The sequence below is a fragment of the Exiguobacterium sp. SH3S3 genome, from assembly GCF_004337115.1.
GTDB classification, from domain to species: Bacteria; Bacillota; Bacilli; order Exiguobacteriales; family Exiguobacteriaceae; genus Exiguobacterium; species Exiguobacterium aurantiacum_A.
Genome location: NZ_SJUU01000008.1, coordinates 1 through 26,243, shown reverse-complemented (window position 1 = coordinate 26,243; position 26,243 = coordinate 1). Strand labels below are relative to the sequence as shown.

28 protein-coding genes are annotated in these 26,243 nt (G+C 51.7%); 19 read left to right on the top strand and 9 right to left on the bottom strand.

The features are described from left to right. The first annotated feature begins 58 nt into the window (after positions 1-58). The 11 genes from EVJ28_RS08795 (at position 59) to EVJ28_RS08740 (ending at position 11,397) form a co-directional block, all read left to right on the top strand. The gene (locus EVJ28_RS08795; protein ID WP_131468004.1) at positions 59-1,267 is read left to right on the top strand and encodes a M48 family metallopeptidase; all 1,209 of its coding nucleotides are present in this window, start codon (positions 59-61) and stop codon (positions 1,265-1,267) included. Between the two features lie 103 nt (positions 1,268-1,370). Further along, positions 1,371-3,122, top strand: coding sequence for a sensor histidine kinase (locus tag EVJ28_RS08790; protein ID WP_236634102.1), 1,752 nt, complete (start codon positions 1,371-1,373; stop codon positions 3,120-3,122). Further along, complete coding sequence (locus tag EVJ28_RS08785) at positions 3,119-3,826, top strand: response regulator transcription factor (protein ID WP_070328894.1); 708 nt, start codon at positions 3,119-3,121, stop codon at positions 3,824-3,826. Before EVJ28_RS08790 ends, EVJ28_RS08785 begins: the two co-directional genes overlap by 4 nt. A 15-nt stretch (positions 3,827-3,841) precedes the next feature. After that, a complete protein-coding gene (deoD, locus tag EVJ28_RS08780; RefSeq protein WP_016508372.1) occupies positions 3,842-4,555 on the top strand; it encodes a purine-nucleoside phosphorylase in 714 nt (237 codons plus the stop codon). A 142-nt stretch (positions 4,556-4,697) separates the two neighbouring features. Beyond that, on the top strand, positions 4,698-5,864 hold the full coding sequence (locus EVJ28_RS08775; RefSeq protein WP_131456828.1) for an MFS transporter: 1,167 nt from the start codon (positions 4,698-4,700) through the stop codon (positions 5,862-5,864). Between the two features lie 105 nt (positions 5,865-5,969). Beyond that, complete coding sequence (locus tag EVJ28_RS08770; RefSeq protein ID WP_131470375.1) at positions 5,970-7,355, top strand: aldehyde dehydrogenase; 1,386 nt, start codon at positions 5,970-5,972, stop codon at positions 7,353-7,355. Between the two features lie 181 nt (positions 7,356-7,536). Beyond that, on the top strand, positions 7,537-8,247 hold the full coding sequence (locus tag EVJ28_RS08765) for a Crp/Fnr family transcriptional regulator (protein WP_131456832.1): 711 nt from the start codon (positions 7,537-7,539) through the stop codon (positions 8,245-8,247). A gap of 184 nt (positions 8,248-8,431) precedes the next feature. Continuing rightward, positions 8,432-8,551, top strand: a complete 120-nt coding sequence (locus tag EVJ28_RS08760; protein WP_233589685.1) for a cytochrome c oxidase subunit 2A — start codon at positions 8,432-8,434, stop codon at positions 8,549-8,551. Between the two features lie 21 nt (positions 8,552-8,572). Then, entirely contained in the window at positions 8,573-9,043 is a 471-nt protein-coding gene (locus EVJ28_RS08755) for a cytochrome c oxidase subunit II (protein ID WP_131456835.1), read from the top strand. Further along, positions 9,044-10,729: a b(o/a)3-type cytochrome-c oxidase subunit 1 gene (locus tag EVJ28_RS08750; RefSeq protein WP_070328899.1), complete on the top strand. Its 1,686-nt coding sequence runs from the start codon at positions 9,044-9,046 to the stop codon at positions 10,727-10,729. A 320-nt stretch (positions 10,730-11,049) separates the two neighbouring features. Then, positions 11,050-11,397 (top strand): hypothetical protein, encoded by a 348-nt coding sequence (locus tag EVJ28_RS08740; RefSeq protein ID WP_131456837.1) that lies wholly within the window; start codon positions 11,050-11,052, stop codon positions 11,395-11,397. 30 nt (positions 11,398-11,427) lie between these two features. Here the strand turns inward: EVJ28_RS08740 and EVJ28_RS08735 are convergent, their stop codons facing one another. The 3 genes from EVJ28_RS08735 to EVJ28_RS08725 are packed head-to-tail and all read right to left on the bottom strand — an operon-like array spanning position 11,428 to position 13,709. Continuing rightward, the gene (locus EVJ28_RS08735) at positions 11,428-12,069 is read right to left on the bottom strand and encodes a hypothetical protein (protein ID WP_131456839.1); all 642 of its coding nucleotides are present in this window, start codon (positions 12,067-12,069) and stop codon (positions 11,428-11,430) included. Next, complete coding sequence (locus EVJ28_RS08730) at positions 12,066-13,232, bottom strand: DEAD/DEAH box helicase (protein WP_070328906.1); 1,167 nt, start codon at positions 13,230-13,232, stop codon at positions 12,066-12,068. The genes EVJ28_RS08735 and EVJ28_RS08730 overlap by 4 nt, the downstream gene beginning before the upstream one ends. A gap of 54 nt (positions 13,233-13,286) precedes the next feature. Beyond that, entirely contained in the window at positions 13,287-13,709 is a 423-nt protein-coding gene (locus EVJ28_RS08725) for a hypothetical protein (RefSeq protein WP_070328907.1), read from the bottom strand. 360 nt (positions 13,710-14,069) lie between these two features. Here EVJ28_RS08725 and pflB point away from each other — a divergent pair, with 360 nt between their 5' ends. Continuing rightward, on the top strand, positions 14,070-16,316 hold the full coding sequence (pflB, locus tag EVJ28_RS08720; protein ID WP_131456841.1) for a formate C-acetyltransferase: 2,247 nt from the start codon (positions 14,070-14,072) through the stop codon (positions 16,314-16,316). 56 nt (positions 16,317-16,372) lie between these two features. Next, on the top strand, positions 16,373-17,089 hold the full coding sequence (pflA, locus tag EVJ28_RS08715; RefSeq protein WP_131456843.1) for a pyruvate formate-lyase-activating protein: 717 nt from the start codon (positions 16,373-16,375) through the stop codon (positions 17,087-17,089). A 41-nt stretch (positions 17,090-17,130) separates the two neighbouring features. Here pflA and EVJ28_RS08710 read toward each other — a convergent pair whose 3' ends face one another. Next, positions 17,131-18,357, bottom strand: coding sequence for an NAD(P)-dependent malic enzyme (locus EVJ28_RS08710; protein WP_131488702.1), 1,227 nt, complete (start codon positions 18,355-18,357; stop codon positions 17,131-17,133). A 295-nt stretch (positions 18,358-18,652) separates the two neighbouring features. Here EVJ28_RS08710 and EVJ28_RS08705 point away from each other — a divergent pair, with 295 nt between their 5' ends. The 6 genes from EVJ28_RS08705 to EVJ28_RS08680 all read left to right on the top strand — a co-directional run bounded on the left by EVJ28_RS08705 (position 18,653) and on the right by EVJ28_RS08680 (position 22,717). Then, positions 18,653-19,036 carry a lmo0954 family membrane protein gene (locus EVJ28_RS08705; RefSeq protein WP_016508398.1) on the top strand — a complete coding sequence of 128 codons (384 nt, stop codon included), beginning with the start codon at positions 18,653-18,655 and terminating at the stop codon, positions 19,034-19,036. A gap of 23 nt (positions 19,037-19,059) precedes the next feature. After that, positions 19,060-19,716 (top strand): PspA/IM30 family protein, encoded by a 657-nt coding sequence (locus tag EVJ28_RS08700; protein ID WP_131456847.1) that lies wholly within the window; start codon positions 19,060-19,062, stop codon positions 19,714-19,716. Positions 19,717-19,802: 86 nt separating this feature from the next. Further along, complete coding sequence (gene liaF, locus EVJ28_RS08695; protein WP_131456849.1) at positions 19,803-20,495, top strand: cell wall-active antibiotics response protein LiaF; 693 nt, start codon at positions 19,803-19,805, stop codon at positions 20,493-20,495. After that, positions 20,492-21,520 carry a sensor histidine kinase gene (locus EVJ28_RS08690; protein ID WP_131456851.1) on the top strand — a complete coding sequence of 343 codons (1,029 nt, stop codon included), beginning with the start codon at positions 20,492-20,494 and terminating at the stop codon, positions 21,518-21,520. The genes liaF and EVJ28_RS08690 overlap by 4 nt, the downstream gene beginning before the upstream one ends. After that, positions 21,517-22,149, top strand: a complete 633-nt coding sequence (locus EVJ28_RS08685; RefSeq protein WP_070328913.1) for a response regulator — start codon at positions 21,517-21,519, stop codon at positions 22,147-22,149. Before EVJ28_RS08690 ends, EVJ28_RS08685 begins: the two co-directional genes overlap by 4 nt. 22 nt (positions 22,150-22,171) lie before the next feature. After that, positions 22,172-22,717: a GNAT family N-acetyltransferase gene (locus tag EVJ28_RS08680; RefSeq protein ID WP_131456855.1), complete on the top strand. Its 546-nt coding sequence runs from the start codon at positions 22,172-22,174 to the stop codon at positions 22,715-22,717. Positions 22,718-22,735: 18 nt separating this feature from the next. Here EVJ28_RS08680 and EVJ28_RS08675 read toward each other — a convergent pair whose 3' ends face one another. From EVJ28_RS08675 to EVJ28_RS14380, 5 genes are all read right to left on the bottom strand, one after another. Then, on the bottom strand, positions 22,736-24,625 hold the full coding sequence (locus EVJ28_RS08675; RefSeq protein ID WP_131456857.1) for an ABC-F family ATP-binding cassette domain-containing protein: 1,890 nt from the start codon (positions 24,623-24,625) through the stop codon (positions 22,736-22,738). Continuing rightward, positions 24,622-25,323 carry a lysophospholipid acyltransferase family protein gene (locus tag EVJ28_RS08670; RefSeq protein ID WP_131456859.1) on the bottom strand — a complete coding sequence of 234 codons (702 nt, stop codon included), beginning with the start codon at positions 25,321-25,323 and terminating at the stop codon, positions 24,622-24,624. The genes EVJ28_RS08675 and EVJ28_RS08670 overlap by 4 nt, the downstream gene beginning before the upstream one ends. Before the next feature lie 87 nt (positions 25,324-25,410). Beyond that, on the bottom strand, positions 25,411-25,671 hold the full coding sequence (locus EVJ28_RS08665) for a hypothetical protein (protein ID WP_016508370.1): 261 nt from the start codon (positions 25,669-25,671) through the stop codon (positions 25,411-25,413). A gap of 84 nt (positions 25,672-25,755) precedes the next feature. Next, complete coding sequence (locus EVJ28_RS08660) at positions 25,756-25,998, bottom strand: hypothetical protein (protein WP_070328917.1); 243 nt, start codon at positions 25,996-25,998, stop codon at positions 25,756-25,758. Positions 25,999-26,162: 164 nt separating this feature from the next. Continuing rightward, positions 26,163-26,243: IS3 family transposase (locus EVJ28_RS14380; protein WP_131488762.1), on the bottom strand; the 81-nt coding region annotated here is incomplete at its 5' end.

Sequence of the window (26,243 nt, the reverse complement as noted above, 5' to 3'; positions counted from 1 at the left end):
TTACTTGTGAGATTACGTATAATAAAGACGTTAATTGGAAAATGAAGGAGTTAATGACATGGATCATTCGAAATTGGTACATAAACACGAACAATTGTATTTCGGACTGCTCGTCGCGATAAGCATCCTGACGATCATTGTCGGCATCGTCTTGACGATTGCCTCACTCGGTATCTTCCTGTGGATTATCGGGCTAATCGTCTCGCTGTCGATGTTCGCGCACTGGATTCAAATCGGCTATATTCGGACGAACGGGGTCAAAGTGACGGAGCGACAATTCGCCGACCTGCATGAGATGTATCAGCGCGTCGGACAAGGGATGGGCATCCGTTTGTTGCCAGATGTCTATATTTTACAGGCGGGCGGGGTCTTGAACGCGTTCGCGACCCGATTCTTCCAAAAGAATATGATCATCTTGTATTCGGACGTCGTGGAACTGTCGCGGAACGGTCAGACGAAAGAAGTCGAGTTCGTCATCGCGCATGAACTCGCCCACATCCGCCGCAATCATGTCCAAAAACAGTGGCTCGTCTTGCTCGGGAATATCGTTCCATTTTTAGGGACAGCGTATTCACGCGCTTGCGAATATACGTGCGATCGGATGGCCGCGCATTACATTCAAGACGAAGCGGCTTCAAAACGGGCGCTCACTATCCTCGCCGTCGGCGGAAGGCTCGCCAAAGAAGTGAACGAGTTTGACTATTTATATGAAGCGAGCCGTGAGAACGGGTTCATCGCCAAATATAGCGAACTGATCTCGACACATCCGACATTGCCGAAACGGATCGCTGCTATCGCCACGCATGCCGGTGAGGCGAACGTGCCGATGTTCAAGACGGCGGGTTATGTCAAAGCCTCGATCATCGGAACGATTGTCGTCACCGTGCTCGTCAACGGGGCCATCATCGCGTGGCTCGTCATGAGTGATGGGTTCACGAGCCTCGCCGCTTCACCGTTCAGCGAAGGGTTCGCCGGTGAAATGACGGAGGAGCCGCTCCAACAGTTGGCGTATGACAATTCAGGTGCCGATGCGATTCGGGAGGAACTGGCGAATGGGGCGGATGTCAATATGCAAGACAGTTACGGCGATACTCCGCTCCATAACTTGCTGTACAATGATGGAATGGACTACGATTCATTAGTGCTCTTGCTCGAAAGCGGGGCAGATGTCACCATTGAAAATGACGATGGTATGACACCGATCGATGTGGCGAAAGATTGGAGCCACGAATTTGGGATTGTAGAACTGCTACGTTCTTATGAATGAACAGCTGGCTCGTCTCTCGGGAAACTGAGGGACGAGTTTTTTAACGATGGTATTGCAAACGCTTGCATGACCCGTGATATAATCTTCAAGAGGAGGGGTGTCGGTGAGGAGCATCCGTACGAAATTGACCGGGATGATCGCATTGACGATCATCGTTCCGGTTATTTTAGCGACAGTCATATCATTTTGGTACGTCAAAGACCGGGAACGAGAGCGCGGTCTCGAGCTCACGGACTGGTCGCTCGAGCGCGGGACGTTGCAGATCGAACGCTACATCTCTGACTTGAGCCGCCTGCCGACGAGCCTATACGCCAATCGGGACGTCCTCGACATTCTTGAATACGGTCCCGGGCTGTCACTCGAGCAGACGGAGCTTGAAGTTCGGCGGGCACTCCTTGGTATGTACTTATCACGGGAGGATGTCGCACAGATTCAATTGCTCATGCTTGAAGACATGGACTCGTTCGCCGCTTATAAAATGAAAGTGTCACCACGTTCGAAAAAACAACCGAGTGCGATTCAACAACAATTGCTGAAGTATGAAGAGAGCCGTGTCTTGCTCGAGGCGTCGCATCCGCTCGTCCCGTACCACGACTTTGGACCGATCATCTCGGCAGAAGAGGTTGTGACGCTTCATTTCCGGCTCGACAAGATCGAGACGGATAAACCGCTCGCGATCCTCTCGATCGATATACCGGAAGACGTGTTTGTCGGACAACTCGCGTCGCTGCAAAACAATCCGGAGGAAAGCCTTTGGTTTATTGGCGGGAACAATCAAGTGTTTGCCAAGCTTGGGGACGAGGACATCCCGGACACGGTGGCGGCGAAGTCGATGTCGGTCGACGGGAAACATCATCGGATCATTAAATCGTTCGAGTTTGAGAATCAAACGTTTTATGTCGGGAAATCGATTCCGGATCGGTTGTTGATTGAACCGGCATCCCGGACGTCATTCATCATCTTCGTCGTCGGGATGGTTTCGCTCGTACTAGCGTTGATCGGGGCGACGTACGCATCGATGCGTTTGACGACGCCGATTAAAACGCTCACGTCAAACATTTGGAGAATCGAGCAAGGGGACATGACCGTCTCGTTCGATTCCCTGGGAAATGACGAGTTCGGTGTGCTCGGCCGCCAATTTAAACGGATGATCGAACGGATCGATGACTTGATTCAGCGCGAATATCGGTTGGCGCTCGAAAATCGGACGAACGAACTGCGCGCCCTGCAGGCGCAAACGAACCCGCACTTTTTATTCAATGCGCTGCAGTCGATCGGGACGCTCGCCCTAAAAGGGGACGGTAAAACGGTTTATCGCTTAATCACACAGTTATCCTCGATGATGCGGTACACGATGCACCCGGACGAGTCGATGGTGACGCTCAAGCGCGAAGTCGAGCATCTCAATTCGTACGTTCGGCTCCAACAGGTCCGCTTCCCCGATCAGTTCGACGTCGAGGTCGACGTCCCGGACGCGTTGCTCGACTTGATCGTTCCGAAGATGATCCTCCAACCGCTCGCTGAGAACTTTTTCAAACATGGGTTTGAGCGGGACGGGGCGACTTCGGCCAATCGGTTCTGCTTAAACATCCGTCAAACGGGAGCCGACCTCATCATCCGTTGTGAGAACAGCGGGCGAGCGATCTCGGACTTTGAGCTGAACGCCCTGCAACAACGGATCGAACGGTCGATAGGACCGATTCATGGTGCGGAAGGCACCGGTTTAAAGAACATTCGCGATCGACTCATGTTAAACTATAATCGGGAGGCTGAGTTTATGTTGGCTACACCAGAGACCGGCGGATTCCGCATCGTCATGCGTTTCCCGGCCGTGAAGGAGGCGGGTGCGTCATGACGAAAGTATTGATCGTCGACGATGAGTCGCCGGTACGGGAAGCGGTCAAATTACTTGGGGAGTGGGAACGTCTCGGCGTCACGAAAGTGTTCGAAGCGAGCGACGGCGAGGAAGCGAAACGGATTATCACGAAAGAGCGCCCAGCCTTGGTTTTATCGGATATTCAAATGCCGCGCTGCAACGGGATTGAGTTGATGGAATGGGTGCATCAAGAGGTGGAGTCGGTAAAGCTGATCGTGTTGACCGGGTACGATGAGTATTCGTATATGCGGCGCGCGATTCAGCTCGGCAGCTTCGATTACTTGCTGAAACCGATTGATCCGGACGTGTTGAACGATACGCTCGAACGTGCCCTCGCGGACGTCTGTCCAGCCGAGGAGGATCCAATCTTCCAAATTGGTGCGTTTATCGAGCGTCATTATGCGGAAGAGCTCAGCTTGCAAGGGATGAGCGAGCGCTTTTACTTGAGCCGCGAATACATATCGCGTCGTTTTAAGCAGCAGTATGGCGTCAACTTATCCGAGTACTTGCTGTCGATCCGCATGCTCGAGGCCAAGCGTCTCCTTGAAACAAGTAGACAACGTATTTATGAAGTCGCCCAAGCGGTTGGTTTTTCGGACGACAAATACTTCCGAAAAGTCTTTAAAAAACAAGTTGGTGTTACCCCGAACGAATATCGGGAAGACTACCAACGACAACTTTAAAGGAGGAATTTTATCATGAGTGTACACATTGGGGCAAAAGAAGGACAAATCGCAGAAACGGTATTACTTCCAGGAGATCCGTTGCGCGCGAAATACATCGCCGAGACGTTCTTAGAGGATGTCGAACTGTATAACGAAGTGCGTGGCATGTACGGTTTCACAGGTACGTATAAAGGCAAACGCATCTCTGTTCAAGGGACAGGTATGGGTGTGCCGTCGATGTCGATTTACGTCAACGAATTGATCATGTCGTACGGTGCTAAAAACTTGATTCGTGTCGGTACAGCCGGCGGGATTCAAGAAGACGTCAAAGTGCGTGACGTTGTCATCGCGATGAGCGCATCGAGTGAGATGGGACAAAACCGTGTCCGGTTCGACGGCATGGACTACGCACCGACAGCGACGTTCGACCTCCTACATCGTGCGTATATGAACGCAGAGAAAGCGGGCATCCCGGTCAAAGTCGGTCAAATCTTCACGGCCGACCAGTTCTACCAAGATGACTTCCACCACTTCAAAAAGTGGGCGGACTTCGGTTGCCTTGCAATCGAAATGGAAGCAGCCGGCCTTTACACGCTCGCGGCGAAACATAAAGTCAACGCCTTGACGATCCTCACGATCTCTGACCACTTGTTAACGGGTGAAGAGACGACATCAGAAGAACGTCAATCGACGTTCGACGAGATGATTCGCGTCGCCCTCGACACAGCAGTCGAAGTGACGAACTAAATCATAAGTCCCTACAGACGCAACGTTTGTAGGGACTTTTTGTGTCAGTGTGCCAACGTATCTATACAAAGCGGAACCGGCAAGCTAGACTGAAGCTGAAAACTCAGTGTCCGTGGAGGCGCTGAGCTAAGGAGAGAATTCCGTGAATAAACCATCCGCTTTTGTGATTTATAGTATCGTCTTTTTTGCGTTTTTCGATCTGTTTGCCCAACTTCCCGTCATGAGCACGTTCGCGACCTCGGTCGGTGCGACGCCGTTCATCGCCGGTGTCGTCATTGCCATCTACTCACTGTCGAACACGTTCGGGAACATTTTGTCTGGCGTTTGGACGGACAAGTTCGGCCCGTTCCGAATCTTACTCGTCGGTCTAGTGTTATCAAGTGCGAGTCTGCTCATGTATCGCCTTGTCGATGATGCTTCGATGTTACTGGTGGTGCGTGTCGTTCACGGATTCGTGGCCGGCTTGATTGTACCGGCTGCGTTTACGCTATCCGCGAACTTGACCGCGGCGAATCGACAAGGGAAAAAAGTGGCGCTCACCGGGAGCTTCGTCGGGTTGGCGGCGATTCTAGGACCAGCGTTCAGCGGCATCATGGCCAGTCGGACATCGGTCCCGGTCGTATTTACGTACGTGGCGGCGTATGGCGTGCTTGTGGCTTTGCTTGCCCTCGTCGTGTTAAAGCGGTTGCGATTCGCTGTTAAACATGAGGACCGGCGCGAAGTGGTTGGCTCGAAAACGCTAGAACGCGACGTCGTCAAAGCATATATCGGGGCGTTTTTATTGATGTTCTCGCAAGGAGCGCTCGCTTATTTATTACCGCTTTACGTACAAGCGCTCGGTTATGACTCACGGCTCAGCGGGACGTTGCTCAGCACGTTTGGCGTTGCTGCCGTCCTCGTGTTCGTCTTGCCGACGAACCGTATCTTCGACCGGTTCGAGCCGGCGCGCTTGGCTGCGCTCGGGATCGGCATCCTTGGGGTTAGTCAAATTCTGATCGGTTTGTCAGGTAGCGCAAATCTGCTCTATCTCGTGCTCGGCTGTTATGGCGTCGGCTTCGCAATTTTGTTCCCGGCCATCAACACGATGTTGATCAAAGCGACGAACAGTGCCAATCGCGGCAAATCGTATGGCTACTTCTATGCGTTCTTCTCGCTCGGTACGGTCGTAGGTTCGGCTCTCTTAGGGTGGCTGTCCGTCTCGTTAACGCAGAAATTCACGCTGACCGGGATTGTTTTGCTGCTAGCGGGTCTGCTTTTGATTGTGATCGAGCAGACAAGGAAACGTGTCGTTTCAAACAAGACCGGGTGAGATGGGCACGTATCAAGCAGCAACGGCTGAACGTTCAAAATGGTCGGGTCTGATTGGATAGTGATAAGATGAAGACAGCGTTATCACTCAAAGGGAGGCAGATTTATGCTCGCACCAATCGAACAGTTGACGATCGAAGAGCTCATCAGTAAGCAACGTCGTTTCTTTAAGACGCAAGCGACCAAATCGCTCGCATTCCGTCTCAGTATGTTGACGTTTTTGAAAGAATCGATCAAACATCACGAAACGGAAATTATTGAAGCGTTAAAAACAGATTTAAATAAATCAGAGCTCGATGCGTTCACGACGGAGATCGGCTTTATTTACGACGAGATCAGTCGGACGAATCGAGAGTTGAAGCGTTGGATGCGACCAAAACGGGTCCGCGGCGCGGCGATCCACCTCGGGACAAAAAGTGAGGTCATGTATGAACCGTACGGCACCGTTCTCATCATCGCGCCTTGGAATTATCCGTTCCAATTGGCAATCGCACCGCTCATCGGAGCAATCGCGGCCGGGAACACGGCTGTCGTGAAACCGTCCGAATTGACGCCGAACGTGGCCCAAGTAATGACGAAAGTGCTCGAACGGGCGTTCACCGATCGCTACGTCGTCAGCGTCGAAGGGGATAAAGACGTCGCTCAAGCTTTGCTCGCGCAAAAATGGGATCATATCTTCTTTACCGGTTCGACCCAAGTCGGAAAAATCGTCATGGAGGCTGCGGCCAAGCAATTGACGCCGGTCACGCTTGAACTAGGTGGGAAGTCACCAGCCATCGTCCATGAAGATGCCAATATTAACATTGCGGCGAAACGGATTGCGTGGGGGAAATGGATGAACGCCGGGCAGACGTGTGTCGCCCCGGACTACGTGCTCGTCCACGAGTCGAAACGTGATGCGTTTCTTGAAGCGATCAAGCGGGAAGCGTTCCTGATGTTTGGGAACGGAATCGGGACAGAACGGTTCACCCGAATCGTCAGCGAGTCTCATTTTGATCGGTTGACGAGTTATTTGAGTCAAGGGGACGTCTTCTTCGGGGGAGCGACGGAGCGGGACAGCTTGAAAATCGCCCCGACCGTCATGACGGATATTCATGATGGGGCTGCTGTCATGAAAGACGAGATTTTCGGACCGATTTTGCCGGTGCTGACGTATCGTCAACTCGATGAGGCGATCGAGTTCGTGTCCGACCGTCCGCATCCGCTCGCGCTCTATCTGTTCACGGAAACGAAAGCTGTCGAACATACGGTGCTCAAACATCTGACATTCGGCGGCGGTTGTGTCAACGATGTCCTCATGCATTTGACGAACCCGAACTTGCCATTTGGCGGTGTCGGGGAGAGTGGGATGGGAGCTTATCACGGACGCTATAGCTTTGAGGCGTTCAGCCATGCCAAATCAATCTTACGCAACACGACAAAATTTGATGTGCCGATCCGTTATCCAAACTTTAAAGGTGCGGAGAAGCTGATTCGTCTCGTCTATCGCTGAGACTGATCTGAGACTGTAGACTTTCTACAGTCTTTTCTTATGGAAGCACTTAAAAAAGAAGATTGTTTGAAATGTCACATACTTTTGTGATTAGGGTGCTCGCGCTACTGTATAATAAAGCCATAAATGAAACGTACGAGACATTCCAGGCACGAATGAATTGTGGAGGGAGCAGACGAACATGTCTACGAAATGTGGGACAACCGAACCGAACAGCTTTATCTTTTCAGCGGAGACGAAACAGTTATTGCTCGAAATGATGACACCTCAAGACTACCCGAAGGCCAGCATCGTCTGTTGGGAAGGTGAGAAGTGTGATAAATTCTTTTATTTGAAGAGCGGATCTGTCAAATTCACAAAGATCACGAAAAAAGGTAATCCAATCGTCATGTTCTTATATGGCGCCGACGATTTTTTTGGTGAGTTTGATATCGTCGACACGTTCCCGAGTTCTTACAGCATCGAGACGACGGAAGAAAGTGTCATTGGCATTATTTCAAAGAAAGACATCGAGACCATCATGCAGCACGACGCCAAATTTGCCGGTGACGTGCTACGCTGGACGTCGATGATGCGTAAGCATTCAGAGATGAAACTGCGTGATTTGCTATTGTACGGAAAGCCGGGAGCGCTCGCTTCGACGCTGCTTCGGATGGCGGCCATGCACGGAGTAGAAGAAGATGATGCGGTCGTCATCTCACGACATCCTTCCGACGGGGAGCTCGGTCAACTGATCGGGGCACCGCGTGAGACCGTCAACCGGATGATGAACCAGTGGCGAAAAGAAGGCGTCCTGACAACGACGGGAAACTCAATCGTCTTGCATGATATCGATTTCTTAAAAGAGCTGTGCCACTGTGAAGGATGTCCGGTCGGGATTTGCCGATTATAACGAGGAACCGTCTCTTAGTGAGGCGGTTTTTTTGTCGTCTTGATTTGGCTAATTGTGAATTTTATGTGTGGAAACTACGCAAATTTGATGTGATTGTCACTTTTGGAGTGATAAAAGTCACATATTAAGTCGGGGTGAATTTCATACAATGAAAGAGGAAATTATAGCGAAAGGGGTCCTTCACGTGGATAAGAACGGTGGGCAAGAACCGAATCTGAAAGGCACGTTCACATCGGTCATGATTGTCGCGGGTGTCATCATCGCCATGTGGTCGTCGGTCTTTTATTTATTTGTTACACGATAACGTCAAAAGGAGAGAACAAACATGCATATTCATAAGCTTGAAAAATATTGGCTGATCTTTGGTATCGTTCTATTAGGCGTGTTTTTGGCAGTGCTCGGCATTTCGGCGTTTGCGGCCGGAAACCAGCCCGCATCGGACGCCGATTTGATCGACCCGGCAAAAGTGCATCAGACGGCGCCGTTCGATAAACCTGGACTTAATAAAATTGGTGATAACGAGTATGAACTCGTCATGGTCGCGCAGGCGTTCACGTTCACACCGGGGAACGTTGAAATCCCGAAAGGTGCGAAAGTGACGTTTCTCGTCACGTCACCGGACGTCGTCCACGGTTTCCAGTTGACGGGGACACCGGTCAACATGATGGTCGTGCCGGGACATATCAACTCGCTCACGTATACGTTTGAAGAAACAGGCGAATTTTTAATTCTCTGTAACGAATATTGCGGGACGGGCCATCACATGATGGCGACAAAAATTAAGGTGGTGGACTAAATGAACGACGTAGCCTCAAAACTGAAACAGTGGGAAATGGAGCGCGGTGTGCCGGTGCCGAGCATCGGTGTGAAAGAAGCGCGCCTCGCCTATGCCCACGTTGTCGTCTCGGTACTCGCCGTCTTGATTGGAGCGATCGCGGGACTCATGCAGACGCTCATCCGTACAGGAATCATTCCGGAAGTATTCGGTTACTATCAACTGTTGACGGCTCACGGTATCATGCTTGGTCTCGTCTTTACGACGATGTTTATCATCGGCTTACTTTACGCGCTGCTCGCCAAGTCGTTCGGACGGTTTGAATCGTTCCCGACACGTGTCGCTTGGCTCGGTTTTTGGATGATCATCGCCGGGGCGGTACTCGTGACGATCATGGTGCTCGCCAATAAAGCGACTGTACTTTACACGTTCTACGCTCCGCTCATGGCCGACCCGATCTTCTATGTCGGTCTCGTCCTGTTCGTCGTCGGTACATGGTTCTCGGCGTTCGCGATGTTCCGCATGTATGCGGACTATAAACGGGAACACCCTGGCGTTCACCCGCCACTCCCAGCGTACATGAGTATCATGACGATGTTGCTCTGGGTCATCGCGACACTCGGTGTTGCCGGGACGATTTTGTTCCAACTGCTCCCGCTCTCGCTCGGATGGAAAGACACGGTCGGGATTGAACTGAGTCGGACGTTGTTCTGGTACTTCGGTCACCCGCTCGTTTACTTCTGGCTCATGCCGGCCTATATCGTCTGGTATACGGTCGTGCCGAAAGTCATCGGTGGGAAGATCTTCTCGGACGCGCTCGCGCGGATGGCGTTCTTGTTGTTCCTCTTGTTCTCGTTCCCGGTCGGTTTCCACCACCAGTTGACAGAGCCGGGGATCGATCCGTTTTGGAAGTTCGTCCAAGTCATCTTGACGTTCCTCGTCGTCATCCCGTCGTTCATGACGGCGTTCTCGCTGTTCGCGACGTTCGAGCTGCGGGGACGCGCGCTCGGCGCACGCGGCTTATTCGGTTGGGTCAAAAAGATGCCGTATGGCGATGTGCGTTTCCTCGCCCCGTTCGTCGGAATGTTGTTCTTCATTCCGGCTGGTGCCGGTGGTATCATCAACGCGTCGCACCAATTGAACGCGATGGTCCACAACACGCTTTGGGTCACCGGTCACTTCCATATCACGGTCGGGACGGCCGTCGCCTTGACGTTCTTTGGAACCGCCTATTGGCTCGTGCCGGTACTACGCGGACGGACACTCACGAAATCGATGAACCGTCTCGGTTTGATTCAGACGGGGACGTGGGCGTTCGGGATGTCGATCATGTCGTATGCGATGCACATCTCAGGCCTTCAAGGTAACCCGCGTCGGACCGGTCCGGCGACGTATTTCTCAGACGCGTTGACGCGTGAATGGATCCCGTACCATATGGCGATGGCAATCGGCGGGACGATCCTTCTCGTCTCGGTGCTCATCTTCGTCTATTCGATGTTCAACTTGTCATTCCTCGCACCAAAAGGTGAGGAAGAGTTCCCACTCGCGGAAACGGAAGAGGCGGCAATGGAGACGCCACGGTTCTTCGAGAACTGGAAGCTCTGGATCACGGTCACGTTCGTCTTGATCGCATTCGCCTACACGGTTCCGATTTGGCACTTGATTGAAAGCGCGCCTCCGGGAGCGAAAGGTTGGGTGCTCTGGTAAACTGAAGTCAGCCCTTTGCTAGGGGCATCAAAACGATCAATCCGTTAATACAAGCCGACTATATCGTCCGCTCATCAAACTGACGCATCCTAATCAATGAGGATGCGTCTTTTGTTTTGGATTGTTTCGGGAAATGATGCCGTCGCGGCGAGAGCTCGACGTCACGATGGACGAGCTCGTCAGCAAAATCAAACGGCAATACGGGGAAGGGAATCCGAAGTTAAGAAGCGTTATCGTAGCAAGCAAGTCATCGAAGACGTTTGTCACTCAAAAAATCGACCGTTCAAAGACATTGATCGGAGTGGTCATGGTATTCGACTATGCATCAAGAACAAGTATCAATGGGCAATCGCTATATTCCGATTCAAGCAATGACACTTGAGACGTTAAAAGAAGATACGGGAGATGAATATCGTGCGATTCGATCTGACGGAACAGAATTGATTATTGATTTAAACTCGTTAGAGCAGACGACTCGCCAAGTCATTCAAGGTGCAGTCGGGTCAATCACTTATATCGATCAGTTAGTCTATCATGTGCTTCCTAAAAAAGAAGGAGCCATGTTAGAAGTATATGATGAAGGGGAAATGGTTTCGCGCGCTTCCATAAAAGCAGAAGGAGACAGCGGACAGACGGCGAATCGACCCGTCCATTACTATGTTTACTAATAGAAAAACCGAGAGGCGGCTGCCTCTCGGTTATTTCGTTGGTTTCGGGATGATGACCCCTTCTTCTAAATCAAGCAACATATCGATCAGTTCTGCACAGAATTCTGGGAACTGGTCGAGGAACGCACCTGGACCGACCTCATCCATGAAGTCGATGTACAGATCTGCTACGTTGCCAGCCATCTTCGCTGGAAGTGCGAGGAAGGCCGACCCGAAGCGCCAGCTGCCACGGATATCGAGCAGTTTGCCGAGCATGACGTCGCCCGGTTCACGAACCTCCGGCAACGTCACTTTATACGATTCTTTCGTCTCCCAATCGCGGAGACCGTCCTCGGTCACTTCAAAGACAGAGCACCGGGGGACGGCGAGACCGCGCAAGGCGTGATAGAGGGCGGGTGACATATCGGCTTTATGGTCCGCCAAATAGCGGCCATGCGGTGTCATCCCGTCCTCGTCCGTCTCAAAGAAGACGGCCCAATCGATGAACAAATCGCGGAACAGTTCGGCGTCTTTCAAGTGCCACGTGCCTTCCGAAGCGATCTCTTGGATATAGTTCGTCCACTGCGTGCTGCGTGCGAGTGCCGCTTGCTCGTATAACTTTTTCAGTTCGGCCAGCAATTCGGACTCTTCGACGAGCAAAGGGAAGGGAATTACTTTCCGGTCTTTTTTCATCGCCGTGGTCCTCGCTTGTCTGCAGGACGTTTGACGACCGGCGGTTTGTCTTCGATCCGTTTCTCGATGACTTCGCCACGGTAAATCTCAAGCTCTTTCAATTCGACACCGAGCTGGCGGGCGAACGATTTCAAGTGCGTCAAATCTTCCGGCGTCACGATCGAGAGGACCGTCCCGGCCGCGCTACCGCGAGCGGTCCGTCCTGAGCGGTGGATGAAGTCATCGGTCGATTCAGGTAAATCGAAATGGACGACGTGCGTCACTTCATCGATGTCGAGTCCGCGCGCTGCGAGACCCGTCGTGATGAGGAGCGGATATTCGCCTTTACGGAATTCGCGGAGCGTCTCGACGCGGGCACGTTTCCCTTTCAAGCTATCGAGCATACGGTAGTTCACTTTCATCTTATCGAGCTCACCTTTGAGCGGCGGTAAGAACGAGCGGTTGTTGATAAACGCGAGCACTTTGACGCCGTCGACGTGTGACAGGCGGCGAAGCAGTTCTGGCTTATAGCGACGTGTCGTCAACATATAGCCGTACGTCACTTGAGCACTGACAGTCCGTTCGACCTTCACGTGAACCGGTTCTTTCAAGAATGGGGCAGCCCATGCTTGGAGCGTGTCCGTCAACGTCGCCGAAACGAGTGAGATTTGATGCTCGTGCGCCGTATGGTTGATGATGCGCTCGGCTGCTTCCGTCAATCCGCTGTCGATGATTTGATCGGCTTCATCGAGCACGATCGTATGCGTTTCGTGCAGTTTAAGTTTTTTCTTCTCGATCAATTCAACGAGACGTCCTGGTGTCCCGACGATTAAATGCGGTTTTTTCTTCAAGCGATCGATTTGGCGCTTCAGTTCGACGCCGCCGATGAACGAGGCAATCCGGACGTCACCTTTTTCGGTGAAACGTTGCGCCACCGTTTGGATCTGCATGACGAGTTCGCGCGTCGGTGCGACGATGACGACTTGGATCCGGTCGTTCGAGGCATCGATTTTTTCAATAGCGGGTAAAAGATAAGCGAGTGTCTTACCTGTCCCTGTCGGTGCTTCGATCGTGACGTCTTTTCCTTCTAAAAGGGGCGGGAACGCTTCCGCTTGGACCGGCATCGGTTCGTTAAAGCCAAGGCGTTCCCAGGCTTCGTTAATGAATGGTTTTGTAAAGTTCATATCAGTTCTCCTTATCGTTGGGCAAAAACAAAGGAAGCATAAGCGCTCCCTGGTTCAAATATAGCGAACATGTTCAGTGTCTTGGTCAATCGATGAACGGAGCGTCTGTGTGTACACTTGCCCGTCCTCGACGAGTTTGATGTGCACGTCGATGTGCTCAGGTGAGGCTTCGACACCTTCGACCGTGAAGCCTTGATACACGCGGTATTCCAATTCCTTAAGCAATTTTGCATAGGCGTTTAGTTCTGGATACGTCGTCGCGACGTCGATTGGGCGCGACACGAGTGCGACCATTAAATGGTCACGGAAATCGATGAAATCCTCATTCTCGATATCGTCATCAAAGCGAATCCAAAAGCCTTTTTCTTCAAATTCTGTGATAAATCCGTCGCGCTTGTCTCCAGCCTCTTCGACTTTAAGGGAGATGCGGTCACCGGCTTTTAAGTTATGCTCGGCTGTTAATGGTTCATACGTCATGGGAAGAACCCCTTCCTCTTCTACAATGTTCTGCTTCCATTGTGCTCGATATAAGGCAAAAATTCAAGTTCTATCCCGAACCTGTGAGTTAAGTCACTACAAAAACTGTATGATTTTTCACAACTCCTTAAAGATAATACAGGATTCACAAGAACGTGAACGGACAGGGATTCGTCTGTTTCTATGTAAGTTGAAAAACTACTATAACAGATAAAATAGCGCTTACAAAAACGGCATAACACCAATGTTCATGAGATTGTTACAACTTTCACAAGAATGTAAAACATATTGTTGGCGTTTTCACGTACACTCATATTATAAGGAATCAGGCAGTTATCTCAACTATGAGGAGTGACCATAATGGCAACTGAAATTAAATCAGCCTGGTCAGGATTTGTTCCTGGACAGTGGACGAACGAAGTGAATGTCGGTGAATTTATCCGCTTGAACCGCCACGAGTATACAGGGGATGACCGTTTCTTAGTCGGACCGACAGAGGCGACGAATCGTCTTTGGGGACAAGTGATGGAATTGACGAAAGAAGAACGGGAACGCGGGGGCGTTTGGGATGTCGATCAAAACACGCCGTCGACAATTATCTCACACGGACCTGGGTACTTAAATAAAGACCTTGAAAAAGTCGTCGGTGTCCAAACGGACGAACCGTTCAAACGCTCGATTCATCCGAACGGCGGCATCCGCATGGTCGACGCCGCGCTCGAGTCATACGGCTTCGAACCAAATCCTGAAATCACAAAAATCTATTCAGACATTCGTAAAACACACAACCAAGGTGTTTTCGATGCCTACACACCAGAGATGCGGGCGGCACGGAAGTCAGGGATCATCACAGGTCTCCCAGACGCATACGGACGTGGCCGGATCATCGGTGACTACCGTCGCGTTGCCTTATACGGTTTAGATTTCTTGATTGCCGAGCGTAAAAAAGATTTGGCGAACAATGGCGGTTTCCTCTCAGAAGCAGACATTCGGACGCGGGAAGAGATGTCTGAACAGCTTCGTGCCCTTCAAGAATTGAAACAACTCGGCGCTGCTTACGGATTCGACCTCGGTCGCCCGGCTGAAACGACGCAAGAAGCCTATCAATGGGTATATCTCGCTTACCTTGCAGCTGTCAAAGAACAAAACGGTGCGGCGATGTCTCTCGGACGCGTATCGACATTCCTTGACGTGTACGCTGAGCGTGACATGGCGGCGGGCCGTTTGACAGAGTCAGACGTCCAAGAAATCGTCGATCACTTCATCATGAAACTCCGCATCGTCAAATTCTTGCGGACGCCTGACTATAACGAATTGTTCTCTGGAGATCCAACTTGGGTCACGGAATCAATCGGTGGGATGAGTGAGGATGGCCGTTCGAACGTCACGAAGAGTTCGTTCCGTTTCCTTCACTCGCTCACAAACCTCGGCCCGGCACCAGAACCGAACTTGACGGTGCTTTGGTCGACGAAATTACCGGAAGGATTCAAACAATATTGCGCGAAGATGTCAATTGAGACGTCGGCGATCCAATACGAGAACGACGACCTCATGCTTCCAGAGTTTGGTGACGATTACGGCATCGCCTGCTGTGTGTCACCGATGAAAATCGGCAAACAGATGCAGTTCTTCGGTGCCCGTGCCAATATGGCGAAAGCACTCCTCTACAGCATGAACGGTGGACGCGATGAGAAGAGCGGCGATCAAATCGCTCCGGCTTGGGACATGAACACAGAAGACGTCCTCACGTACGACAAAGTGTACGCTGATTTCGACCGGACGCTCGACTGGCTCGCGGAGCTTTACGTCAACACACTCAACGTCATTCACTTCATGCACGATAAATATGCGTACGAACGGATCGAAATGGCGCTCCACGATCCTGAAATCTTACGGACGATGGCTTGTGGTATCGCTGGCCTTTCGGTGACGGCGGACAGCTTGTCAGCAATCAAATATGCGACGGTCAAACCGGTCCGGAATGAATTCGGCATCGCTGTCGACTTTGAAACAGAAGGCGACTTCCCGAAATTCGGAAACAACGATGACCGTGTCGACGCAATCGCCGTCGAACTCGTCGGATCGTTCATGGAAAAAGTCCGGAAACATAAAACGTACCGCGACGCGCTTCATACGCAGTCGGTCTTGACGATCACGTCGAACGTCGTCTACGGCAAGAAAACAGGTAATACGCCGGACGGCCGTCGTTCTGGTGAGCCGTTCGCACCAGGTGCGAACCCGATGCACGGCCGCGATACGAAAGGAGCGGCAGCGTCGCTCTCGTCAGTCGCCAAACTTCCGTTCGAACACGCGCAAGACGGCATTTCGTACACGTTCTCGATCGTACCGAAAGCACTCGGTAAAGAAGACGTCGCACGTGAACTTAACTTGGCGGCACTTCTTGACGGCTATATGGGTGGCGAGCACAAAGGTCACCACTTGAACGTCAACGTCTTCAATCGTGAGACGCTGCTCGACGCTATGGAACATCCAGAAGAGTACCCGCAGCTCACGATCCGCGTATCAGGTTACGCCGTCAACTTCATCAAGTTGACACGCGAGCAACAGATCGACGTCATCAACCGGACGTTCCACGGTTCATTATAAGTAAAGGCTTGGCGGCCTTCGCTTGAAGGCCGCTCATTCGTTAGGAGGTCATCTCGATGACAATGGGATATGTACACTCGGTCGAATCGTTTGGAACCGTTGACGGCCCGGGAATTCGTTTTATCGTCTTTTTGCAAGGTTGTGCGCTTCGCTGCTTGTATTGCCACAACGCTGATACGTGGGATTTTAAAAAGAATAACCATCGTTCGGCCGAGGACGTCATTCAAGAAGCGCTCAACTATCGTCCGTTCATGGAAGCATCAAAAGGCGGCATCACAATTTCAGGGGGCGATCCGCTCGCGCAGCCAGAGTTTTTAGAAGCGCTGTTGCGTGAAGCGAAAAAACACGGGCTCCACACGACGCTCGATACGTCGGGTGCACTCCGTCCTCCTAACCTTGACGCCATCTTAGACCACACCGACCTCGTCTTACTCGATATTAAACACATCGATGACGACATGTGCAAGAAACTGACAGGACGGAGCAACGCCAACACGCTCGCGCTTGCTGAACATTTATCCGAGCGCGGAACGAAAATGTGGATTCGCCACGTTCTTGTCCCGGAATGGACGCTTGATGAAGGGGCGCTCCGGCGCACGGCGGCGTTCATTCAAAAACTCGACCACGTCGAGAAAGTTGAAATCTTGCCGTATCACGAGATGGGCGTCTATAAATGGGAGGCGCTCGGCCTCGACTATCCATTAAAAGGCATCAAACCACCGACGACGGAAGAAGTCGAGTGGGCGGAAGGGATCTTGCAAGGTACAGTCTAAAAAAACTGCGCAGACCGTTATGGTCTGCGCAGTTTTTCGTGTTATAGCCGTTTATCACGCACGTGGCGGCGAATAGCGTCCTCATCGAGCGGACGGTTGGCGACACCGGTCTCGACAGCCGTCTTCGCGACGGCGATTGCGACGGCCGGTGCGACCCGCTCGTCGAACGGGCTCGGGATGACGATGCCGTTCGCGAGGTCGTCCTCTGTTAATAAGTCAGCGATCGCATGGACGGCCGCTTCTTTCATCTCTTCGTTGATCTCTGACGCCCGGACGTCGAGCGCCCCACGGAAAATACCGGGGAAAGCGAGGACGTTGTTCACTTGGTTGGCGAAGTCCGAGCGACCGGTCGCGACGATGCGGGCCCCTGCGGAAGTCGCGAGGTCCGGCATAATCTCCGGCACCGGGTTCGCGAGGGCAAAGATGATCGGATCCGTGGCCATCGTGCGGACCATGTCCTCGGTGACGGCGCCGGCGGCTGAGACGCCGATGAAGACGTCGGCCCCCTCGAGCACGTCGGCGAGCGTACCGATGTGGAGCTTCCGGTTCGTCGCCTTGGCGATTTGGTCTTTGAACGGGTTCATGCCGTCGGCGCGTCCTTCATAAATCGCACCTTTCGTATCACAGATGACGAGGTCCTCGACGCCGAAGCGCTTGAGCAGTTTGGCGATGGCGATTCCGGCGGCCCCGGCCCCATTCATGACGACACGCAGTTCAGGCATCGTCTTGTCGACCAAACGGAGTGCATTGACGAGGCCGGCCAAGACGACGATCGCCGTCCCGTGTTGATCGTCATGGAAGACCGGGATTGGGAGCGTCTGCTTCAACCGGGCCTCGATCTCAAAACATTCGGGTGCCTTGATGTCTTCTAAGTTGACGGCGCCGAACGTCGGGGCCAGTAGTTCGACCGTCCGCACGATCTCATCGACGTTGTGTGTGTCTAAACAAATCGGGAACGCATCGACCCCGGCGAAACTTTTGAACAGGACGGCCTTGCCTTCCATGACCGGCAACGCCGCTTCCGGACCGATGTTGCCGAGCCCGAGTACGGCGCTTCCGTCCGAGACGACGGCGACCGTGTTGGCGCGCAACGTATATTCATAGGACAGCTCTTTATTGTCGGCGATGCGGCGGCACGGTTCGGCGACGCCCGGTGAGTAGGCGAGGCTGAGCGCTTCTGTCGTGTCGACGTCGACTTTTGGCGTCGTTTCTAATTTACCGTGGTGCAAAGCATGCATCTCGAGTGCGCGTTCGTTCAATGTTTTCATAACTCTCTCCCTGTGTGCGTACGATTTTTTGTCTGTCACAATCGACTACATTGTATCGAAGAAACCGCTTACTTTCGAGCGTTTTACCTGCTATGGACGCAATTATTTCTGAACGATTGTTCATATATGTAGAATTGGTCCTGACAATTCATTGTTCGATACATTCGATGTACCAGATTTTCTGATACCGCTATCATCTCAGTCTACAGACCGAGGAAAAACAAGCCTTCCGCTCGTCGCCATCTTTTAAATGGCGTATTATGATAAGAGTGTACTTAATGAGGAGGGATGACAGATGAATCGCCAAGTGAAGCAAGTGTTGTTCATCGTGGCGGCAATCTCTCTAGTTCTCGTCCTAATCGGCTTTTTACCAAATATGATCATGTTTGGTTTGGGGGCGCTCTTAGCACTTTGGGCTGGAGTCAGATTCATGGCCGTGACGCATGTCGGCGCAAAAATCGGTTACGGCTTGCTCGCCGTGATCGGGATCATCACGATTTTGTCGAATATTTGGGCGTTAATCGGAATTGTGGTGGCATGGATGTTGTTTAAAGGGTATATGATGTATGCCAACCAAAAGCGGGACGTTGAGATCTTAAATGCGGACGGGTCGCGTGCTAGTCGTAGCAGCTTCCAATCGTTCGATCAAGTCTGGCAAAAGTTTGTAAACCGTCGCTAAGTTTTTAGAAGGAGGATTTTATGATGAAGACACCATTTGATCAGTTTCGTGATTTAGCTAACGAGTTGACGAAAGAATTTTCAAAAGAAATGAAAAAGTATCAAGATAAAGAGGCGCCACGCTCGAGTGGGGAAGCCGAATTGAACCGCCACATCCGCGGCGCTGAAAAAGAGGCGTTGTCGGTCGAACGTCTCGTCGAGCGTCAGAAGGCGTTGCTCGGCGAACTCGCGACGAAGCGTGACGATGCCAAATTGATGGCTGACAAGCGCTACGAACAGACAGAGCTCGCGAAACAAGCCGGCGAAGAGAAACTGGCTGAACGCGCTGCTCTCGAGTCAAAACATTACGGTGAACAGTATCGCTACTTCGAAGGCTTGTTAGACGAAGGCGGTCGTGAACTTGATGCCCTTGAGCGCCGTGCCCTTGAGATGCGTCTCAAACTCGACGAGATGCAAAACAAGCGTTACGAGTTCGCGATGCGTGAGAACCTTGATTTGTTGAAAGGTGCGCTCGATCAAATCTTCGGAGCGGACACATCGAAGTCGCATCCGTTCACAGAAGAAGAGAAGAAAGACGCAACGAAAGAAGAACCTGAGGTCGACGAAAAAATCGACGCGATGGACGAAGATGATTTCGAAGCAAAATTAAAAGAACTTGAGCGTCGCTTTAAACAAGACTGACGTACTGGTTCAGCGATGGTCCAGAATATTTTCGGGCCATCGCTTCTTTGCTTCATTGTACATATCGATAGGGAGGGGGGATCAGAGTGGAACGTTGGAACACACGCCAAATCATCGGCTTCATGATTATTTTATTTGCCATCGGACTATTTATCGACATCTTGACGGGTGGGAACAGCGTCCTCTTCAGCATGATTGTGCCGCTCTTATTGCTTTATATCGGGCGTCGCTTCAGCCGGAAAGGAAATCAGCCGGTCAGTTATATCTTTTATGGGATTGGCGGCGTGATGCTCGTCGGACTCATCTTTTCTTCGGCCGCGTTCGGGTTCGTCTTATCAGGATTATTGCTCATGTTCGGGTACCGTTTGTATAAAAATCGACCGCTTGAGTCGAGTCGGTTCCGGTCGCATATTCGTCAAGAACAGGCGTTTTCGTTCGGGACGAAAGAGTCGGGCCATTACGTCTTGCAAGACACGAATGAATTCTTTTTGCTGCGCGACGTCGAGATGGATTTATCGCGCGCCATCATTCCGGAAGGGGAGACGTTCTTGCTCTTGAACGGACTCGCTGGGGATATCCGCATCCTCATCCCGGCCGGTTACGATTATTCGATCGACGCCTCGATCGGTTTTGGCAAGATCCAAGTCGATGAATCGAACTATTCACCGGTGTTTAACCGCCGTTTTTATACGGCGTCCGATGAGTATCAAGCAGCGAACCGGAAAGTCCGGATTCATATCGTGCTCATGAGCGGAAGCGTCGAGGTGATGACCGTATGAAGAAGGATTCTTACCCAAGGACGGTCGTCTGGCACCAATTATTCAGTAGTCTACTGACGGCGCTATTCGTGACGATTGCATTTCTAATAGGTGACTCGACTTCACTCCGAGATTTATTTACACGTGAAGAAGGGTTGCCTTTCGGTGTGTCTATCATTGTCATCGCCGTCTTGATCGGCAGCATATTTGGAGTTGGCTCTTATTTTTATTTACGCCGGGATTTCCGTGAAGTGGCGATTGCCCTATGGAAGCTCGAGAATCAAAAAGAGATCGTGTTCCGGCCGTTATCGCCGTACCGCGACACGCTTGAACGGATTGTCCGTATCAGCAAACAACGTACGGAGATGATCGAAGTCGCCAAACGGGTCGGCGATCGGCCGGTCAGTGTCGAAGAGGCACGTAGCGAGGCGGTCGTCGAAGAACGTCGTCGCGTCGCCCGTGAGCTGCACGACTCGGTCAGCCAACAACTCTACGCGATCTCGATGATGACGACAGCGGTCAAGCAGACGATCGAATCGAAACCGGAACTCGCCGCTAAACAGATCGGTCAAGTCGAAGTCATGGCACAGACCGCTCAGGCCGAGATGCGTTCGCTCTTGTTGCAGCTTCGTCCCGTCGAGTTAGAAGGGATGACCTTGAAGACGGGGATTGAACGTCTGTTAGAAGAACTGTCCCGCAAACAATCGACCGAGCTCATCTGGCGTCTCGAGGAAGTGAAATTGTCACGCCATGCGGAAAATGAGTTGTTCCGCATCGTTCAAGAAGCGATCAGCAATACGCTCAGGCATGCCAAGGCGAAGCGGCTCGAAATTGAAATGCGGACCGTCCAACAGACGGTCATCTTGAAAATAAATGACGACGGGATCGGTTTTAATGTCGAGGATACACAAGTCGCCTCATATGGCTTACAATCGATAAGAGAGAGAACGGCCGAAGTCGGCGGGACGTTACGTCTCGTCAGCGTGCCTGGAGTCGGTACACAAATCGAAGTGCGTGTGAAACAACAAGTGGAGGGGTTAGAATGATTCGAGTCGTATTGATTGATGATCATGAGATGGTCCGGGCTGGTGTCTCGGCATTTCTGTCGACACAGCCGGACATTGAAGTAGTCGGGGAAGCGTCGGACGGGGCGACCGGAGCGGAACTCGCCATCGCTGAAAAACCGGACGTCGTCTTGATGGACCTCGTGATGGAGCCTGTGGACGGAGTCGAGTCGACGAAGCGTATCAAAGCGAGCTGGAAAGATGCGAAAATTTTAGTCGTGACGAGTTTTTTGGACGATGAAAAAGTGTATCCGGTCATCGAGGCCGGTGCGATGAGTTATGTCTTGAAGACGGCGAACGCGAATGAAATCGCCGACGCGATCCGTCAGACGGCAGCCGGTAATCCGGTCATGGCCGCACAAGTGACCGGCAAGATGCTCGAACGTCTGCGGCATCCGGAGACGACCCTTCATGAAAGTTTGACGGCGCGGGAACGCGAGATTTTGCAACTGATGGCCGAAGGCAAGGCGAACCAAGTCATCGCCGATGAATTATACATTTCGTTGAAGACGGTGAAGACGCACGTCTCGAATATTTTGACGAAGCTTGACGTCTATGACCGGACGCAAGCGGTCGTCTATGCGTTTCAACATAATTTAGTGGACAAATAATCACTCGGACGGGGGAAACGGGATGATTCCAACGATTGAAACGGAACGACTGCAGTTACGGCAGTTACAACCGACCGATGCGGAGCGTCTATTCACGATTTTTTCAAACGTCGACGTGTTGCGCCATTATGGGATGGAGCCGCATCAATCGCTTGGACAGACGGAACAAATGCTATTCGGGATGCTAGAAGGGATTGCCGACGGGTCGATCATGCGTTGGGGCATTATGAGGAAAGGTAATCCCGAGTTGATGGGGACGATCGGCTTCCACAATCGCGCCCCGCGCCATCGACGTGCCGAGATCGGTTATGAGATCCATCCGCATTATTGGCGGAACGGCTACGCGACAGAGGCGTTGCAGGCGGTATTGACGTTTGCTGCGTGTTCCGCAGATATCGAGCGAGTCGGGGCTATCGTCTATCCTGAAAATATCCCTTCGCAGCAACTGTTAGAACGCAATGGTTTTATTCGTGAAGGAACACTGCGCCACTATATGCGCCAAGGTAATCAAACATACGACGTGTACGTATACGGCTACATAGCGAAAAAAGACGGACCACAATGTTAAATTGTGATCCGTCTTTTTTTATTTTTTCTGAGCTTGAATTTGTTCATCGATTTCAGACAAGTACTCCCAGCGCTCCATTTTTTCTTCGAGTGTTTGCTTGAGGGTACTGATTTCAGCGTAAAGATCGTTCACTTTTCCGAGATCGCTACCGGCATCGGCGAGTCGCGCTTCTGCAGCTTCGATTTTCTGTTCGGTTAGAGCGATCTCTTCCTCGATCGTCTCCCACTCTTTTTGTTCTTTAAAAGTGAATTTGACGACGTCGACTTTGGCGCGCTCTTTCTTGTCTTTCGGTTCTTTTTTAAGTTGACGTGCCTCGTCTTGAAGCTCGGCCAGATAATCGCTATATTCGGCGTGGTAGACGTTGATTGTCCCCTCTTCGAAGGCGATGAGTTGCTCGGCGATACGGTCAAGGAAGTAACGGTCGTGACTGACGGCGATGACGGTTCCTGGGAACGACTCTAAGTAGTCCTCTAAAACCGACAACGTTTCCGTATCGAGATCGTTCGTCGGCTCATCTAAGAACAAGACGTTCGGCTCATCCATCAAAATCCGCAGCAACACAAGGCGCCGCTTCTCGCCACCGGACAGTTTACTGATCGGTTTATATTGGGCGTCCGGTGTGAACAAGAAACGCTCGAGCATTTGACCGGCGGTGATCGTCTCGCCGTCCGGTGTGTAGATGACTTGGGCGATCCGTTCGATCTCGTCGATGACCCGTCGCGTCGTATCGTCAAATTCGACTTGTTGACCGTAGTAACCGATGTGAACCGTCTCACCGTGGACGACCGTGCCTGACGTCGGTTCGATGCGACCGGCGAGTAAGTTCATGAGCGTCGTCTTGCCGCTCCCGTTCGGTCCAACGATGCCGTACCGTTCCCGGCGTCCGAACAGCCAACTGAAATCGTGAATGAGCGGCGTGTCCGCATACTGGAACGACAACTGTTCGACTTCGATGACTTTTTTACCGAGCCGGCGTGAACCGACCGATACGTCGAGCGCATCGTCTTCGGCGAGTGCCTCTTGCTGCTTTAAGCCCTCGACACGTTGAATCCGGGCTTTCTGTTTCGTCGTCCGAGCTTTGGCACCGCGGCGTAGCCAAGCGAGCTCGCGTCGCAAGATGTTTTGCCGCTTTTGTTCCATCGACTGGGAGCGGGCTTTGCGTTCGGCCCGTTTCTCGAGAAACAGTTCATAGTTCCCGTCATAAAAGTAAGACGTGCCGTCGGCAATCTCGAGAATATGGTTCGTCACACGGTTCAAGAAATAACGGTCGTGGGTGATGAGCAAGATCGCGCCTCGGTAGTCCGCGAGAACCGTCTCGAGCCAAGCGATCGTATCGGCGTCAAGTTCGTTCGTCGGCTCGTCAAGTAAGAGCAAGTCGGCTTCGTCGAGCAAGGCCGCAGCGAGCGCGACCCGTTTTTGTTGGCCCCCGGAGAGGGAACTGATCTCGGCCGACACGTCGGGTAACCCGAGCCGATTCAAGATCGACTTCAGCTTCGCTTCCGTTTCCCAAGCGTCAGCGGCATCGACCGCTTGCTGTGCTTTCATGAAACGTTCGAGCCATTGCTCGCTCGATGGGTTCGCCTCGAGTGCTTGGCGAGCGAGCTCGTATTGTTTTAACGCCAAGACGGATGGGGTGTTGCTCGTGAACAAGGCGTCTAAAATTGTCTGACCGGGAGCGAAATCGACGGTTTGCGTCAAATAACGAATCCGATAGTCGTTCGGATGTTGCATCGTGCCTTTGTCTGCTGTTTCGACGCCGGCAATGATTTTTAAGAACGTCGATTTCCCAGAACCGTTGACGCCGATGACACCAATCCGGTTACCGGGATGAATCGTCATCGTGACGTCGTCAAACAAGACTTTATCGGCGAACTCTTTACGGATGCCTTCGATTGTTAATAAACTCATTTGGAACCTCCTTCAACGACTTGGCGAATCATCGCTTCTACTTTCGCTGTCAAATCTTTATTCGAGACGTCAGCCGGGTCGATAGCCGGTAAAAACGTCACATCGACGATACCCGGTCTAATCCGGTTTTTCATTTCGAGCAGGTGATGGCTGCCGTTGATCGCCACCGGAACGATTTTTGCTCCGCTCGACGTGGCGAGCGTCAGGCTGCCGGCTTTAAACTCTTTCATCGGCCCACCTTTTGAACGAGTGCCTTCCGGGAAGATGATGATTGACTGTCCGGATTGGATTGTCTCGACACCGGCGCGGATCGCTTTGACGGATTGGCGGCGGTCGCTGCGATCGATAAAGATGCAACCCATCAATTCCATCCAACCCGCGATCATCGGAATTTTTTTGACTTCGATTTTTGAGATGAACGCTTTCGGATGGTTCGTCGCCGTGATCATGATCGGGATGTCGAAGTTTCCTTGGTGGTTGGCGACGTAGACGACCGGTTCGTTCGGAATATGTTCTTGTCCGTGCACACGGACTCGGGCTCCGGCCACTTTCAATAAGAAGCCGGCCCAGTTGTAGGCGATTTTTTGAACGTAATCGTATCGTGCCGGTACGTCGAGTCGTTTTGCTTTCGGATAAAACGGAAGCAAGACGGGCAAGACGGCGAAGAACGAGAAAAACCAAATGGCGGTGCGTAACATAGTATCAATCTCCTTTTCAAAATAGAGCCAAACAGCAAGAAAGAGTCTTCTTCTCACACAGAGAATCTGACTCTTAGACATGAATCTTTATTCCCAGAAGCGAGAATCGGTTTCCTCTTCTTCTTCCTCGAGTTCGAACGTAATTCGTTTATTCACCGGGTCAACGACAAAGTAGGCACCGTCTTGCTCGATGCTCTTAAACTGCATCACGTGATCACTGCCAATTTCTAAGGTGAGGCGGATTCGATTGTCGTCATCGACGAGCAAAATGCCGTCTTCTTTCAGCCACAGCTCCATGACGGGTGAATAGCGTAACAGCCATTCGTTCGATAAAGGGATTTCATTCATTCGTGTTTGTGCCTCCTACGGTCCAAGTCCGTTGTGCTCTTCTATCTAGAATAGAATACCAAAAGTGGCGTGGGAACACGAGCGTTATGTAGAGCGTTTGCGTGAACTGGAGTGCATGCGAGCGACGATGCGATCGATGCGCTTTTGATTGCGCCGTTCTTTCAGGAGCACGTTCATTTGTGCGATAAGCTGTTTAAATGAAGATAGACCCATGGCGAGCAGCGCCGCGAACAAGAATGTGCCGATCGGATCTTTGAAAAAACCGGTTTGGAGCGAGACGGACAAACCGACGACTGAAAGAATCGTGGTGAGAAAATAAAATAGCATGAGTGACTCTCCCTTCCCAGATGATTCAATTGAAAAAACCGAACGTATTTCTCGTTCGACAAGTGAGTAAAAAATTCCTTTTTTTGTCGAACAAAACAAAAAAACGCCTTCTGACGAGTGAACTGCTCCCCGTCAAGTAGACAGTGTAAATAATGAAAACCAACCTAGGCGGCTTGAGACCTGTATTCGACAGGGCTCAGGCCGTTTAGTCGTTTCTGGAAACGGTCGTGGTTGTAGAACGCTAT

Excerpts from the sequence above, each read along its gene's own strand:
- EVJ28_RS08795 (WP_131468004.1), top strand. The coding sequence starts at position 59 with ATGGATCATTCGAAATTGGTACATAAACACGAACAATTGTATTTCGGA.
- EVJ28_RS08785 (WP_070328894.1), top strand. The coding sequence starts at position 3,119 with ATGACGAAAGTATTGATCGTCGACGATGAGTCGCCGGTACGGGAAGCG.
- deoD (WP_016508372.1), top strand. The coding sequence starts at position 3,842 with ATGAGTGTACACATTGGGGCAAAAGAAGGACAAATCGCAGAAACGGTA.
- EVJ28_RS08770 (WP_131470375.1), top strand. The coding sequence starts at position 5,970 with ATGCTCGCACCAATCGAACAGTTGACGATCGAAGAGCTCATCAGTAAG.
- EVJ28_RS08765 (WP_131456832.1), top strand. The coding sequence starts at position 7,537 with ATGTCTACGAAATGTGGGACAACCGAACCGAACAGCTTTATCTTTTCA.
- EVJ28_RS08755 (WP_131456835.1), top strand. The coding sequence starts at position 8,573 with ATGCATATTCATAAGCTTGAAAAATATTGGCTGATCTTTGGTATCGTT.
- EVJ28_RS08750 (WP_070328899.1), top strand. The coding sequence starts at position 9,044 with ATGAACGACGTAGCCTCAAAACTGAAACAGTGGGAAATGGAGCGCGGT.
- EVJ28_RS08740 (WP_131456837.1), top strand. The coding sequence starts at position 11,050 with ATGCATCAAGAACAAGTATCAATGGGCAATCGCTATATTCCGATTCAA.
- EVJ28_RS08735 (WP_131456839.1), bottom strand. The coding sequence starts at position 12,069 with ATGAAAAAAGACCGGAAAGTAATTCCCTTCCCTTTGCTCGTCGAAGAG.
- EVJ28_RS08730 (WP_070328906.1), bottom strand. The coding sequence starts at position 13,232 with ATGAACTTTACAAAACCATTCATTAACGAAGCCTGGGAACGCCTTGGC.
- EVJ28_RS08725 (WP_070328907.1), bottom strand. The coding sequence starts at position 13,709 with ATGACGTATGAACCATTAACAGCCGAGCATAACTTAAAAGCCGGTGAC.
- pflB (WP_131456841.1), top strand. The coding sequence starts at position 14,070 with ATGGCAACTGAAATTAAATCAGCCTGGTCAGGATTTGTTCCTGGACAG.
- pflA (WP_131456843.1), top strand. The coding sequence starts at position 16,373 with ATGACAATGGGATATGTACACTCGGTCGAATCGTTTGGAACCGTTGAC.
- EVJ28_RS08710 (WP_131488702.1), bottom strand. The coding sequence starts at position 18,357 with ATGAAAACATTGAACGAACGCGCACTCGAGATGCATGCTTTGCACCAC.
- EVJ28_RS08705 (WP_016508398.1), top strand. The coding sequence starts at position 18,653 with ATGAATCGCCAAGTGAAGCAAGTGTTGTTCATCGTGGCGGCAATCTCT.
- EVJ28_RS08700 (WP_131456847.1), top strand. The coding sequence starts at position 19,060 with ATGAAGACACCATTTGATCAGTTTCGTGATTTAGCTAACGAGTTGACG.
- EVJ28_RS08690 (WP_131456851.1), top strand. The coding sequence starts at position 20,492 with ATGAAGAAGGATTCTTACCCAAGGACGGTCGTCTGGCACCAATTATTC.
- EVJ28_RS08685 (WP_070328913.1), top strand. The coding sequence starts at position 21,517 with ATGATTCGAGTCGTATTGATTGATGATCATGAGATGGTCCGGGCTGGT.
- EVJ28_RS08680 (WP_131456855.1), top strand. The coding sequence starts at position 22,172 with ATGATTCCAACGATTGAAACGGAACGACTGCAGTTACGGCAGTTACAA.
- EVJ28_RS08675 (WP_131456857.1), bottom strand. The coding sequence starts at position 24,625 with ATGAGTTTATTAACAATCGAAGGCATCCGTAAAGAGTTCGCCGATAAA.
- EVJ28_RS08670 (WP_131456859.1), bottom strand. The coding sequence starts at position 25,323 with ATGTTACGCACCGCCATTTGGTTTTTCTCGTTCTTCGCCGTCTTGCCC.
- EVJ28_RS08665 (WP_016508370.1), bottom strand. The coding sequence starts at position 25,671 with ATGAATGAAATCCCTTTATCGAACGAATGGCTGTTACGCTATTCACCC.
- EVJ28_RS08660 (WP_070328917.1), bottom strand. The coding sequence starts at position 25,998 with ATGCTATTTTATTTTCTCACCACGATTCTTTCAGTCGTCGGTTTGTCC.